The sequence below is a fragment of the Photobacterium lipolyticum genome (assembly GCF_003026475.1).
GTDB lineage: Bacteria > Pseudomonadota > Gammaproteobacteria > Enterobacterales > Vibrionaceae > Photobacterium > Photobacterium lipolyticum.
Window position 1 is genome coordinate 207,488 of record NZ_PYMC01000005.1, and the last position, 13,350, is coordinate 220,837.

Below are 13,350 nucleotides of genomic sequence, written 5' to 3' on the forward strand. Positions count from 1 at the left end.
ACTCATTACGTCAACCACTTGATAACGAGGCGGCTCTCTCCGCACTTACGCCTTATTGGTTCCCGTTCAAACCAAAGCACACTTACTGTTTGAATTTGTTCTATTTTCGTCTTTATTCAGATAACGGGCACAATACAAAATCATGAAGTCCTCACGGATCAACTGCTCAAGCTCTGATGCTCGGGACGTTGGGCAAAACAACATGACATGAACCAGTTGTTCGCCAGTGGCGGTGTTCGTTATATGGATATGCGGCTCAGCTCCTGGTAAGTCGACGCCGGCATGCCTTTCAATTACATAGTTATAGCGCTTAGCGACATCAATAAAGTCTTCAGTGTGATCATCAATTTTTGCCAGCATGATCGGCAGTAATGGATAAAGGTTGACGGTTTCCCGAATAGTAATAAAGAAATTGTGATAGACGTAGCGTTTCATAAAGCTAAGGTTCTTCACAGGAACACTGAAAAATACACTATTGGGAATAGTCGCCGTTTTACCGGTGTAATGATACTGGCCATGATGTAAGTCAATCTCTTGAATCATGGTCGCCATCAGGTTGTGCTCGATAACTTCACCACATAATGAACCCACTTCAATCCAATCACCGATCCGGAATGAACGCGAACTGGCGCGTTGTATCGAGCCCGTGAAACACAGAATGATCTCTTTTGATGCGACAACAACAGCAACGGCAATTGCAGTCAGTGACAACGCAAACTCACTGATCTCGGATTGCCATAAGACAAATAGAGTCAGCAACACCAAAGAAAATGCACCGTTTTTGGTCCGTGAAATCCATTTACGCTGCTCTCCGCTTAGAAAATTGTTGTCACCTCGAATTTGAGTGATCGTCAACCGCCTGAGGAGCAGAACAAATGCAATACTCAGAACACTGAGCAGGAGTTTGTGTGCAAGCAAGTAAGCGATTAATAGTTCAATTTTTTCCAATGCAATGTCCAACATAAATACAGTATTAGTAAATCATAAGTGAAGTGGTGAAGTCGCTGAATAACTCAGCGGCATATTTTACTTAACAAAAAAGCAGCGGTGCCTGCTGCTTTTTTGTTGTGCGAATGACCGAACATTCGCTGAAATGTGACCAATATAAAGCTTGTCTATTGATGCTGCAAATGTCGAGAACCTTTATTGGTCGCATGCTTCTCAATATACTCGATAATCATACCCGCAATATCTTTTCCTGTTGCGGCCTCTATACCTTCTAAGCCTGGTGAAGAGTTGACTTCCATCACCAACGGGCCGCGTTTCGAACGTAAAAGATCCACTCCGGCAACTTTCAGGTTCATCGCTTTTGCTGCAGCCACAGCGGTTTTTCGCTCTTCTGGGGTGATACGAATAAGTGAAGCGCTGCCGCCTCGATGTAAGTTGGAGCGGAACTCACCATCTGCAGCCTGACGCTTCATAGAGGCAATCACTTTATCGCCAATCACAAAACAGCGAATGTCCGCGCCGCCAGCTTCTTCAATATATTCTTGTACCATGATATTTGCCTTTAATCCCATAAAGGCCTCAATCACACTTTCTGCCGCTTTTTTGGTTTCCGCAAGAACAACACCAATACCTTGAGTGCCTTCCAGTAACTTAATAACAAGAGGTGTACCGCCTACCATTTTGATCAAATCGGCCACATCATCAGGCTTGCTAGCAAAGCCTGTAATCGGCATCCCTACACCTTTACGACTGAGAAGTTGAAGTGAACGCAGTTTATCTCGCGAACGAGTAATCGCAATGGATTGATTAATCGAAAACACATCCATCATCTCAAACTGGCGCAATACGGAGCAACCATAAAAAGTGATGTCAGCGCCGATGCGAGGAATTATAGCGTCAAATCCGGTTAAATCATTACCTTCAAAATGAATTGACGGTTGTACCGAATTAATATTCATATAACAGCGCAGCGCGTTGATGATAACCGCTTGGTGGCCGCGTTGTTCACAGGCTTCTCGCAGGCGTCGGGTTGAATATAAGTCTTTGTTTTGAGAAAGAATGCCAATTTTCATTACGTTACTCGCGATAGATAAATTTAATAATTATCAAAAAAAGGAGGAAGATTGGCGTTCTTCGACTCCTGACTAAATGGCTGATAACTATGATGCCAAATGAGTAAAAAATCGAGAAATTATAAGATGAATTATTTTTTTTGTTACGATGAAAACTTTTAATTTGCACTAACAATAAATCAATTGTTTAATCCGCTCGCTTAGTATACACCTTATTAGGAATGCCATCGCTCATATTGGCCCAGCGAGCTACCCGTCTACGTCCTTTCTTACGTTACTCACCTATGTGTTTCGTCAGAAGGCTTTCCAAATTTAAGTATTGCCAAGTTGTCGACAGCTTTTTCGAAACGTGAGCCTAATATACAAATAGTCTCGGTTTTATACAGAATGACGGAGTTGAATTCCCTGTCAACGCCATGGCCTATATGAATGGTTGCTGTGCATTTGCAGCAACAGTCGTAATTATTTATCTAGAGAGATATATACAATGAGTGATTGGTCTATTCATGATGCGCGTGAAATGTATAACACGCCCTACTGGAGCCAAGGTTACTTCGATATTGACGAGCAGGGATCTGTTGTCGCTTGTCCTGATAGAAATGACCCTACCAATGCTATTGATTTATCGAAATTAGCCGATGAGTTAATTGCCGCAGGTGCGTCATTGCCAGTGTTGGTTCGATTTCCCGATATTCTGCATAACCGCGTGGACAGCCTTTGCAGCGTCTTTAATCAGGCTATCGAATCGTATAACTATCAAGGCAGCTACCTTGCGGTGTATCCCATTAAAGTAAGCCAGCAAGAAGCCGTCGTCAGTGAAATTCTAAAGAGCCAATATGCCAAACAACAGCGTCAACTTGGTTTAGAAGCTGGCAGTAAGCCCGAGTTAATGGCGGTACTGGCTATGGCGCAAGAGGCAAGTTCTGTCATCGTCTGTAATGGCTATAAAGATCGTGAATACATTCGCCTTGCACTTATTGGAGAAAAACTCGGACATGAAGTCTACATCGTGCTTGAGAAGCTGTCTGAACTAAAAGTCGTTCTAGAAGAAGCAGAGCAACTGGGTGTCTCTCCACGTCTGGGTTTACGGGCGCGTTTAGCGTCTCAAGGCAAAGGGAAATGGCAGGCCAGTGGTGGCGAGAAGTCTAAATTCGGCTTATCTGCATCACAAGTGTTGACCGTGATGAATGCACTGCGTGAGCGCGACATGCTGGATTGCCTGCAGCTATTGCACTTCCATTTAGGCTCTCAGATCGCCAATATTAAAGACGTACGAAGTGGCGTAGGTGAAGCCGGCAGGGTTTACGCTGAGCTGCAGCAACTAGGTGCCAGCATTACCACCGTCGATGTCGGTGGTGGCTTAGCGATAGATTATGAAGGTACACGTAGCCAAAGCTGTTGTTCAATGAATTACAGCCTGGAAGAATACGCCAATAATGTTGTATATACCCTGGGTGATATTTGTGCTGAGTATGATATTCCAATGCCCCGCATTATTTCAGAATCAGGTCGTAACCTAACAGCCCACCACGCGGTATTAATTACCGATGTAGTCGGCGTTGAAAGCTATAAAGCAGAAGATATCTCAGCTCCTGCAGAGGATGCTCCACAGATCCTACATAACATGTGGCGTTCATGGCGAGAGTTATCAGAACATACTGCTCACCGTTCTTTGGTTGAAATATTCCATGATAACCAAAGTGATCTATCCGAGGTACATACTTCGTTTAGCATGGGTTTGTTGAGTTTTGTTGACCGCGCATGGGCTGAGCAAGTCAGCTTACGCCTTTGCTATGAACTGGAAAAATTGTTGTCAGCGAAAAACCGTGCGCACCGTCCTTTATTGGATGAATTGCACGAACGTTTGGCAGATAAGTTCTTCGTTAACTTCTCGCTATTCCAGTCATTACCGGATGCTTGGGGTATCGATCAGATTTTCCCTGTGTTGCCATTATCAAAGCTTGATATGGAACCAGAAAATCGTGCGGTTATCTTAGATATTACCTGTGATTCAGATGGTGCTATCGAACAGTATGTTGAAGGTCAAGGCATTGAAAGTACGCTGCCTGTACCAAAATGGGATAATGATAACCCATACCGAATTGGCTTCTTCTTAGTCGGCGCTTACCAAGAAATTCTTGGGGCTATGCATAACTTATTCGGTGATACCGACACTGCTATCGTACGTTGCGATGGAGATGGACATTACAAGATTGAAAATATTGACCGTGGTGACTCTGTCGGGGATGTATTGCGTTATGTACACCTTGATTCAGAGAAATTCCTCCGCCAATACGAGCAGATGGTAAAGGAAAATCTACCTGAAGCTGAACATCGCGACATTCTGGCTGAATTAGCAGAAGGGCTACACGGATATACCTACTTGGAAGATATTTGTTATAACAAGTAAGTTATTCTGAAAATATAGGTTCAGCGGTAGTTAAAGGGAGCATCATGATAATGATTGCTCTCCTTTTTTATCCATCAACCAATCAATATCTAACTAATTTGTCTGTAAGCGGCTCGTTCATCGCCACTTATAATTATGGAGCGAGATATGGCAACTTTAGCAACTCATGCCGATTACTCTTTATATTCCAATGCATTTGGATTTTTACGTCAACCGCTTAACTTCATGCCGCAACAATCAGATGCGGATGTGATCATTACAGGCGTTCCTTTCGACCTTGCCACCACAGGTCGCTCAGGCAGCCGTATGGGCCCAGGTGCTATTCGCCAGGCATCGATCAATTTAGCATGGGAAGGAAAACGCTGGCCGTGGACATTCAACCTGACTAAAACAGTGAAGATTGAAGATTGCGGAGATCTGGTTTTCGATTGCGGCGATCCTGCGCAAATGAGTGAGCGGTTAGAAGCACATGCCAATAGCTTACTTCAACAAGGTAAAACATTACTGACCTTTGGCGGCGATCACTTCGTTACATTGCCATTGTTACGCGCACATGCGAAAAAACACGGTCAAATGGCCATGATCCACTTTGATGCCCATACAGATACTTACGATATGGGAAGCAAATATGACCATGGCACCATGTTCTATCATGCACCCAATGAAGGGTTAATCGATCCTAAGCACTCGGTTCAAATCGGTATCCGTACCGAGCACAGCGATACATTAGGTTTCAATGTGATTGATGCCGCGAGCGCCAATGACCAAACTGTTGAAGCGATTGTTGGGCAGATCAAAGACATTATAGGAAAGCGTCCGGTGTACCTTACCTTTGATATCGATTGCCTGGATCCGGCTTATGCTCCGGGTACCGGAACCCCGGTATGCGGCGGCTTAAGTTCAGACAAGGTACTGAAGATCATTCGTGGTTTAGTGGGTATTAACTTAATTGGCATGGATGTGGTAGAGGTCGCCCCAGCCTATGATCATGCTGAAATTACGGCATTAGCCGGAGCAACCATTGCCACTGACTTGCTACACCTCTGGGCGAGCTGTCAGAAGAATTAACACCAAAAGAGGCCCTCTCTTTTGTTAACAAACCCTCCGCATCAAAGCGGAGGGCTGAGAGATAAGAAGTACGGCTTTCCTGTTACTCACATTTATATCTATTCATCCAATTCCGGATTCGGCTCGCCATTTATCTCTGTAACCTTTTTCCGACGACGCTGCACACGACGAGAAATATGAACATGAACGCCTTTGCGCAAGGCCAGCATACTGTTTTCAAGTTTATCCACGCCGAGTAACACGGTTAATATCAGTACCGTAAGAATAAGGGCTGTTTGTCCGTATCCCAAACCAATCGTGACACCCAGAGCGGCAAGCAGCCATATCACCGCCGCCGATGTCACACCGTGGATCTGTCCATCCCGTGTCATCATGACACCTGCGCCCAAAAAACCGATGCCAGTGATCACTTGTGCCATCACTCGTGCATGATCACCTCGGTTATCAGACAAGCTTACGCCTAATGCAATAAAACAATATGTGCCTATCGTTATCAGCGTTGCTGTGCGAAGACCAACCGGCTTACCTCGCAGTTGACGCTCTATACCTAGTACTGATCCGCATAAAATACATGTGATTATATCCTGCCAATTGAATGGTGTTATCTCGAACATCGTCGAACCTTTTGTAGTGAATCACTTTCAATCACAATGACAAAAACAGTCTTATTACAACGTTTTCATCCTTTTAAATGTGAATAATTATCCAGAACAGTGCTCACCACTTTTGCCGCAATTTTTGCTGTTTGGTGACCACTGTCAAACTCTGGATTTAATTCAGCGACATCCAATAGCCTCACTTTGCCGCTGCTTACAATCTGATTAAGTGCAAATTCCACAATAGACCAGTCAGCACCTTGTATCCGAGATAAATTGACGCCAGAAGCCACTGCGGCAGAAAAAACCGAAAGATCAAAACTGATATGAACATAATCCACACCACTCAAAAATAGGTCGATTTTTTTCTGAAGACTTTTTTTCTTACGCATCGTCATATCTTTATCCAGCAGCCAGTGACAACCTAATTGCTCTGCATATTCAAATGTAGCTTGCGAGTTAGTGCGCTCGCATATTCCCAGCCCTAAATAATGAAACGGACGATGATTTTGCGTACAAAAACTAGCGACAGAATGAAACACTGAACCGACTCTAGGTGACAGAGTTGGACGTAATTCAAAATTCGCATCAAAATTAATAATCCCCACTCGCGCCTTCGGCTCTTTATATACCGAACATTCATCAACCTGACTCACTAGATTCTCAGGCTGATTTACATGATCGGAAAGTGCCTGATAACTCGAAATAGATATTTCGTGCCCCCCTCCGAGAACGACAGGGAAATGACCTTTTGCCAAAAAACCCGACACTTTTTTATACTGCACAGCCTGTAGTTCATTAAACTCAAGGCCATCAAGATCATCAATAATTCCAGCATCATACAAGGGTAAAGACGGTGAACACTTATGATGTATTGCCAACATCCGGCAAATGCTTTCAGGTCCGTCACTATCGCCCAGCCGGCCACGATAGCGCCCAAGACTCAGATCTGAAGCGACACCAAACAATACCGCCCCTACTCGAGATTGCTCAGTATAAGGGCGAAAAGTAGTTATCGTATGGTAGTTCTCATGGGAAAACACATGATTAAACCACTGGTTAAATTGTTTAAAAATCATCTCGCTTCCTAACCTTGCTGGTCTATCGCATCACCACTCTGGAGGCAATGCTCGGGCTGCTTGTAATACGTTAAAAATAATGCTGTTTTTTTTGTGAATAATTCGTTCTTCAGGAACCATAACACTAATAGCACCCACTACTTTTTTATTCAGAAAGACCGGGGCGCTGACACTTGATACCCCAGGATCAAACTCTGAAGTACTCAACGCATAACCGTCTTGCTTTATTTGTTGAAGTTCTACTAGCCACTTAGCTATTTCAGCCTCTTCCATGACACCAAAATGCGCTAACGTAGCAACTAATCGTTTTTCACTAAATTGCGCTAACAATACTTTCGACGAGGCCCCCAATATAAGTGGCTGACTTTGCCCCTGCTGATAACTACAACGCAGAGCGTAAGGACTCTCGACCATTTCCACACATAAGGCACTAAACCCGACAGGAACCATATAGGCCGACATTTCCCCGGTTTGGTTCTGTAAGCGTTTTAGTACCGGTCGCACACCTTCCGATAAAGGCGAAAAAGAACGAAAATTACTGAGTAATTGCAGTGCAGCAGGACCAATAATATAGCGTTTGTGGCCATGCTGTTCTTCAATCAGATTCCACTCCCTAAGTGTTGTTATATACCGATATACAGAGCTAATCGGCGTGCTGGTTTGATCACTGATCATCTGCGCTGATAACGGCTCAGATGCTGAAGATATTGTCATTAAAATCTGTAGTAATCGTTGATTCGGACTCAAGGTGTTTTTGTTCACAATCATTCTCTGCTGTATTTTTTAATCTTCCTTAAATAATAATACAACCAATATTCTCACCATGTGAGAATTAATGTGTTATTGGAGGGTGAAAACCCCAATAATTGAGAATCACCATGAACTCACAACAATAAAATATGATCAATTCAGAGCGGTAAAACAGGCCTTGTTGCCACACGAGAACATCCGTATTTTTTGATGATACGAAAAAATCATGACAGTTGTGCTTATATACCCAAGTAACCTCAAGATGCTCGTTTCAGGGAGAATTATTATTGATAGGAATAATGTACTGGTACTTCATCACAGATGTTTTGACGAGCCCAGTCACCAAACTTCGTCATTCAGTAAAGTGAGGCACGAACTGATACGGAATCTAAGGATCACACGGTTAGGAGCTTCAACGATTCATTGTTTATGGTTATGTGAAAGAGTACGAGAAGACGAGTGAGGTTAAATAAAAAAGAGATTCAGATAAAATCTGAATCCCCAAACAATTTACAGCAATAACAGTGTCCCTAGCCCCAAAAACACCACAAATCCGGTAATATCCGTTACTGTAGTCAGGATAACCGAACCGGATAAAGCCGGGTCAATTTTAAATTTTTCTAGAACAACAGGGACAAAGATACCAGCAAGTGCCGCGCTGATAATATTGGCGACTATCGCGAGACCGATAACCAGTCCCAGCATTATGCTACTGAACCAGTAACCGGTGATTATTCCAATCACCAATGCCCACAGCACGCCATTAAGTGCACCAACTTTAACCTCTTTGGTGAGTAACGGTTTTAAGTTTGCACGGGAAATCTGCCCAAGAGCCAACCCCCTCACAATCAGGGTCAGTGTCTGACTGCCTGCAACCCCCCCCATTGATGCGACAATGGGCATCAGAACCGCCAGCGCAACCACTTGTTGCAATGTGGCTTCAAACAGGCCAATAAACCAAGACGCAAGAAAAGCGGTCAGAAGATTAACACCGAGCCAGATAGCCCGATTCTTGGTACTTTTCCGAACTGTAGAGAAAAGATCTTCATTTTCATCAAGACCAGCGGTAGCCATTATTTGCGATTCAGCCCGTTCAGATTGCAGTCTGTATGCTAACCCCATATCTAAACGGCCAATGAGCAACCCACCATCGGTAATAACAGGAAGCGCTGATTCTTCGCTCTGTGCGACTTTGTCCGCTGCGATGTAGATATCATCTTTGGCATTCAGCGTCGGAAAATCCTCTTCTACCAGTTCAGAAACTCGTAACAAAGGATCAGCACCGAACAACTTATTAAACCGAACGGCACCTTGCCAGTTACCTCGGTTGTCAACAAGAAATACGACGTTACCGTAGGCAGGGATTGACCGCCTCAGCAGTCGAGTCATCACTTTGATCTTGGTTTTCGCCGGTACAACAAGTGGCTGGTGATCACACCAGTGGCCCACTTCATCATCTTCAAACTGTTGTGCTATCGAATAACGTTGCTTCTGCTCTTCATCCATACGCGCCAGCACATCTTCGATCAAGTGATCCGGCAAGACGTCCTGGAGCTCCAACAATGTATCGGCTTCAATGCCAGTAAACATCGCGAGCAGGTGCTGCTCATCAAGGGTACCAATAATCGCTTCGCTGGCGTCTGAACGCATTTCAACCAGAACTGCAACCTTGATGCTATCAGAAATCTGACTCCAGGTTTCAAGACGTGCTGTAAGGGGCAATGATTCCAGCAGCAGCGCAAGTTCCACCGGAGAGTTGTCCTGCTCAAACTGTTCAATAACGATCTGTTGGCTATCCGAGTCAGGGCTTTGGTCCATCAGCTCATTCACCGCATTATGGATATCATTTTCTTGCATGGAATTACCTTTTAGAGAGCGAAGTTAACTTATAAGCCCAGCACAGTTGTTAATTGAAGAACAAGCAATCTCTTTTGCGATGTCTGATGTCACCATCGTACTAACTTGCAAAAAAGTGAAACCAGCCATTCTCATGCCTGGTTCCTGCTCAAAAAAGTACGCTGGCTATTTGAATTTGCTCTATTTTCATCTTTTGTTTGATGATGGTCAATTATTCCTTAAGCACTGCGTTCAGTTATCATTACCAACCCATTTATACAGATTAGCTAGCCGTTGCCATTAAGAATGGCTGAAGGGAATGGCTTACTCGTGCGGGTTAAAAATCGATATCGTCATCTGCACCGATATCATCATCCTCTTCGTGCATACCTTTCTGTACGCGTTGTGAAGCACATAAGGTATAGCGTCGTACTTTCTGACTGATTTGAGTTGAATATTTGATCCAGCATCGACCAAAATCAGACATGACGGCCTGTTGTCCATTGATCTCGGCTAAGAATTGGTGCTCAGACTCTTCACCTGGCGCAAATATACCATCTTGTAATGCTTGCATCGTACGGCCATAGTTTTCTAAAAGGGCGGCTTCATTGATGGTGAAAATACCTGATCGATTAAAGCCGTGAGGGAAATGTTTATCGTCGTAAAATTTTCCGGAATTTCTCATTACAGTATTTCTCCTGATGGGATTTTTCGCTGATATTCTTTCAGAATTGACAGCTTGTAAATCAAACAATTTCCGTTATCACGATAAAATAATTTTATTGAATATTATGGGCGCGCCAACACCTGCAACGTATATGAGCAAGCATCTTGAGGTTACTTGGGTATATAGAATTAGCTTTAAGTTCTATAATTTTCCTCGCAGAATCGCCTCAGCCTCGGCACCTTTCTTTTCAAAAAGACTTCGCACATGGAGATCACGCTGCGGAAAGGGTATTTCGATGCCGTACTGCTGCAAAGATGTTTCGATTTCCCACATATAGGCGGCTGTAACACCCGCAGGTCGTTTGACGGCGGCCTGACTGACCCAAACCACTAACTCAAAGTCCAAGCTGCTGTCTCCGAACCCCACCAGCCAGACTTGAGGCTCGTGCTTCTTAGACCGTCTGAGGGTCTCAGGCACTCGATCCGCAGCTTCAAGCACCGCTTTTTTCACTTGATTTTTATCTGAACCGTAAGCGACACCAAAGGGGATCCGCATCCGCCTTGTTGCATCACGCAAGGTCCAGTTGGTAACTTTGGCACCGACCAATTCGGAATTTGGGACAATAATATCGACGTTATCATTGGTATTGATAAGCGTGCTGCGGACATTGATTTCCATGACGATGCCCAGCACACCGGAATCCAGCTCGACAAAGTCCCCCACCTTCAATGAGCGCTCAAAAAGCAAAATCAGTCCCGATACAAAATTGTTGACGATAGATTGCAGACCAAAGCCTATCCCCACGCTGAGCGCACCCGCCACCAGCGCCAAATTACTAAAGTCCAGACCGATGGATGACAACGCAATCATCATACCCACCAATAAAATCACATAATGGCCAAGCCGCCCTATCGTATAAAGTGCAGAGCTCTCATCTTCGTTACGCTCGGCAATTTTAGCCAGCATTCGACGCAGCAGGCTTGAGAAGAACAGAGCAATGGTTACTATCAATACCACCCGGAGCAGTCCGAGTATTGTTACAGGTGTATCGCCTATTTTAAACAGGCTGCCAGTCAAGAAGCCGGAAGCACTCATCCAACCGGATTCGACCATTTCATTCACGGTAATCCACCAGTGTTTCAACACGCCTTCTTGTTTCGCCAGTTGCAAGCGGCACATCTCCGTTAACACGACCAAGTTAAGGCGTAAATCATTAAGCTCTTGTAGCTTTAGCAATGATTCCCGGGATAGTTGATTGCGATTTTCGTGGAGTGCCTTGAGTTCTGCGGTGGCGAGTGGCTGATTCAGGAGCTGAGTTTGTGAGCGACCTTGCTCACGAAGGCTTTTAGCCTGCCATCCAGCCAGCTGGCCCGAGGTTTCTTTAACCAGCGTTTTCCAGACTTCAAATTGATCATGCAGTTCATCAGAATTGATCTCGCCGTTAGACAACAAGGCCGTCAACGCAATGATACCTTGCGTGGCTGTGACGTGCAGCCTTGCTATGGCTTCCTCTACGGAAGCATAAATGACGCGTTGTTCTTGTAGTCTGTTTTTTGCGGCAGCTTCCGGCGTTTCAGCAATCGCTCCTAATGCCTTGGAGCGAGTGCTGTTTAAGAAATTGCTGGCCTTAATCAGCGTTTGCTCCTGGTTCGATAGTTCCTTTTTCAGTACGGGGATTTCATCCCCTGTGGCCACTAACCGTTGTTCGGCGAACTTTTTCTCGTTGTATAGGGTCTCAAGCTCCCGCTGAAGACTAATGAGCACGTCACGATTGCGAGACAGACGCTGCCTAGCGAGCTCAAGAGCCGAACGCATCGCCATGATCTCCATGCCCTGGATCATTTTGTTCGGCTCTGTCGCAGTAACGCTGATATAGGAGGCCATTTCAGTATCATACTGGTTAGTCGCAGCTTCAACGGCTGTACTCAAATGGTCGATGTCCGCCCTCTCATCCACGACTTCTTTTTTTTTGTCGCGATAGCGACTCTCTAGTTCAAGCCATGCCTGAATGGAGTAAGCTTGCTTGAAAGCAGGAATGACCGGCGGCTCAAAAGGTTTTTGGCCGCGAATTTTTGCTAGAGCCTGCAGGTTAGCAATGATTTGGTCACGAAGTTCCCTGCCTGAATCTAGGGCTTCAGGGGGCAAGCTTGCTAACAGCGCATTCAGTCGCTTTTCTAACACTTGTACCCGTTGATCAAGACTAGCAGGTTCGTCATCAAAGAAGTGCCACCAGTCAGTTTCAAGCGCACTGGCTTCCGGAACCACCAGCACACCGGCTTCGTTGTTTGGTTTATTGCTGATATTCAACAAGTCATTTTGTTCGTCCTGTGCAGACAGGTTCCCACAGAAAATAAAGACCACGCAAAGCAGCCTGTGACACCATGTTGTTCTCATCACCAATTCCCCAAATCAAGCTATATACGCTTTTATCCCGCAGCGGTGTTATAAATCCTCATCATCCCCTGACTCACTGTCGACCTCGTTTTTTTGAAATTGCAGTCCCAATAGATAAGATTTCACCGGATCAACTAAAAAACGGTTATTGAGTACATTACGCCCCAACAACATTCGAAAGCGCATGCATTCACGATCGGTCAGAGTAACTTCCGCTTCAATTTGTTCTTCTCCGACTGATATTGTAGTCACAATGACATAACGCTGTTCAGTATGTCCCCCCGAATCGGTGACGTTGCGTTGATCGGCCAATCGAGCATGACACTCAACCGCTGTTTCAACGTCGTTTTGATAAGGATGAATATTGAACAGCACCCAAGCTTCACCCTCTTTTTGATAAGGTTCAATACGAAATGCGTGCAATGCACACGTTTTTGCCCCGGTATCAACCTTAGCTTTAACTGCAATACCCAAAGCGGGTAAATCAACCCATTCCCGCCAGCCAAGCACAACTTTATTTTTTCTCATT

General features: G+C 44.8%; 11 protein-coding genes. 2 read left to right on the top strand and 9 right to left on the bottom strand.

The window, feature by feature from the left end:
- Positions 1-66: 66 nt before the first annotated feature.
- Positions 67-948 carry a mechanosensitive ion channel family protein gene (locus C9I89_RS09650; RefSeq protein ID WP_107283175.1) on the bottom strand — a complete coding sequence of 294 codons (882 nt, stop codon included), beginning with the start codon at positions 946-948 and terminating at the stop codon, positions 67-69.
- Between the two features lie 167 nt (positions 949-1,115).
- Positions 1,116-2,021 (bottom strand): 30S ribosomal protein S6--L-glutamate ligase, encoded by a 906-nt coding sequence (gene rimK, locus C9I89_RS09655; protein WP_107283140.1) that lies wholly within the window; start codon positions 2,019-2,021, stop codon positions 1,116-1,118.
- Positions 2,022-2,508: 487 nt separating this feature from the next.
- Here rimK and speA point away from each other — a divergent pair, with 487 nt between their 5' ends.
- Positions 2,509-4,431 (top strand): biosynthetic arginine decarboxylase, encoded by a 1,923-nt coding sequence (gene speA / locus C9I89_RS09660; protein ID WP_107283141.1) that lies wholly within the window; start codon positions 2,509-2,511, stop codon positions 4,429-4,431.
- 147 nt (positions 4,432-4,578) lie between these two features.
- Positions 4,579-5,499: an agmatinase gene (gene speB, locus C9I89_RS09665; RefSeq protein WP_107283142.1), complete on the top strand. Its 921-nt coding sequence runs from the start codon at positions 4,579-4,581 to the stop codon at positions 5,497-5,499.
- 98 nt (positions 5,500-5,597) lie between these two features.
- On the opposite strand, the gene C9I89_RS09670 is transcribed toward speB, so the two are convergent.
- The 7 genes from C9I89_RS09670 to C9I89_RS09700 all read right to left on the bottom strand — a co-directional run bounded on the left by C9I89_RS09670 (position 5,598) and on the right by C9I89_RS09700 (position 13,349).
- Positions 5,598-6,113 carry an MgtC/SapB family protein gene (locus tag C9I89_RS09670; protein WP_107283143.1) on the bottom strand — a complete coding sequence of 172 codons (516 nt, stop codon included), beginning with the start codon at positions 6,111-6,113 and terminating at the stop codon, positions 5,598-5,600.
- Positions 6,114-6,178: 65 nt separating this feature from the next.
- A complete protein-coding gene (locus C9I89_RS09675; protein ID WP_107283144.1) occupies positions 6,179-7,174 on the bottom strand; it encodes a formimidoylglutamase in 996 nt (331 codons plus the stop codon).
- 30 nt (positions 7,175-7,204) lie between these two features.
- A complete protein-coding gene (locus C9I89_RS09680; protein ID WP_245905459.1) occupies positions 7,205-7,888 on the bottom strand; it encodes an IclR family transcriptional regulator in 684 nt (227 codons plus the stop codon).
- Positions 7,889-8,434: 546 nt separating this feature from the next.
- Positions 8,435-9,781 (bottom strand): magnesium transporter, encoded by a 1,347-nt coding sequence (locus tag C9I89_RS09685; protein WP_107283146.1) that lies wholly within the window; start codon positions 9,779-9,781, stop codon positions 8,435-8,437.
- Positions 9,782-10,097: 316 nt separating this feature from the next.
- Positions 10,098-10,445, bottom strand: a complete 348-nt coding sequence (locus C9I89_RS09690) for a MaoP family protein (RefSeq protein ID WP_107283147.1) — start codon at positions 10,443-10,445, stop codon at positions 10,098-10,100.
- 183 nt (positions 10,446-10,628) lie between these two features.
- Positions 10,629-12,821 carry a mechanosensitive ion channel domain-containing protein gene (locus tag C9I89_RS22670; RefSeq protein ID WP_211315235.1) on the bottom strand — a complete coding sequence of 731 codons (2,193 nt, stop codon included), beginning with the start codon at positions 12,819-12,821 and terminating at the stop codon, positions 10,629-10,631.
- 48 nt (positions 12,822-12,869) lie between these two features.
- Positions 12,870-13,349 (bottom strand): ATP-dependent zinc protease family protein, encoded by a 480-nt coding sequence (locus C9I89_RS09700; protein WP_107283148.1) that lies wholly within the window; start codon positions 13,347-13,349, stop codon positions 12,870-12,872.
- Between the last annotated feature and the right edge of the window lies 1 nt (position 13,350).

What these genes read in the sequence shown, in the direction of transcription:
- rimK (WP_107283140.1), bottom strand. Translation starts at nt 2,021, where the DNA reads ATGAAAATTGGCATTCTTTCTCAAAACAAAGACTTATATTCAACCCGA.
- speA (WP_107283141.1), top strand. Translation starts at nt 2,509, where the DNA reads ATGAGTGATTGGTCTATTCATGATGCGCGTGAAATGTATAACACGCCC.
- speB (WP_107283142.1), top strand. Translation starts at nt 4,579, where the DNA reads ATGGCAACTTTAGCAACTCATGCCGATTACTCTTTATATTCCAATGCA.
- C9I89_RS09670 (WP_107283143.1), bottom strand. Translation starts at nt 6,113, where the DNA reads ATGTTCGAGATAACACCATTCAATTGGCAGGATATAATCACATGTATT.
- C9I89_RS09675 (WP_107283144.1), bottom strand. Translation starts at nt 7,174, where the DNA reads ATGATTTTTAAACAATTTAACCAGTGGTTTAATCATGTGTTTTCCCAT.
- C9I89_RS09680 (WP_245905459.1), bottom strand. Translation starts at nt 7,888, where the DNA reads ATGACAATATCTTCAGCATCTGAGCCGTTATCAGCGCAGATGATCAGT.
- C9I89_RS09685 (WP_107283146.1), bottom strand. Translation starts at nt 9,781, where the DNA reads ATGCAAGAAAATGATATCCATAATGCGGTGAATGAGCTGATGGACCAA.
- C9I89_RS09690 (WP_107283147.1), bottom strand. Translation starts at nt 10,445, where the DNA reads ATGAGAAATTCCGGAAAATTTTACGACGATAAACATTTCCCTCACGGC.
- C9I89_RS22670 (WP_211315235.1), bottom strand. Translation starts at nt 12,821, where the DNA reads ATGAGAACAACATGGTGTCACAGGCTGCTTTGCGTGGTCTTTATTTTC.
- C9I89_RS09700 (WP_107283148.1), bottom strand. Translation starts at nt 13,349, where the DNA reads ATGAGAAAAAATAAAGTTGTGCTTGGCTGGCGGGAATGGGTTGATTTA.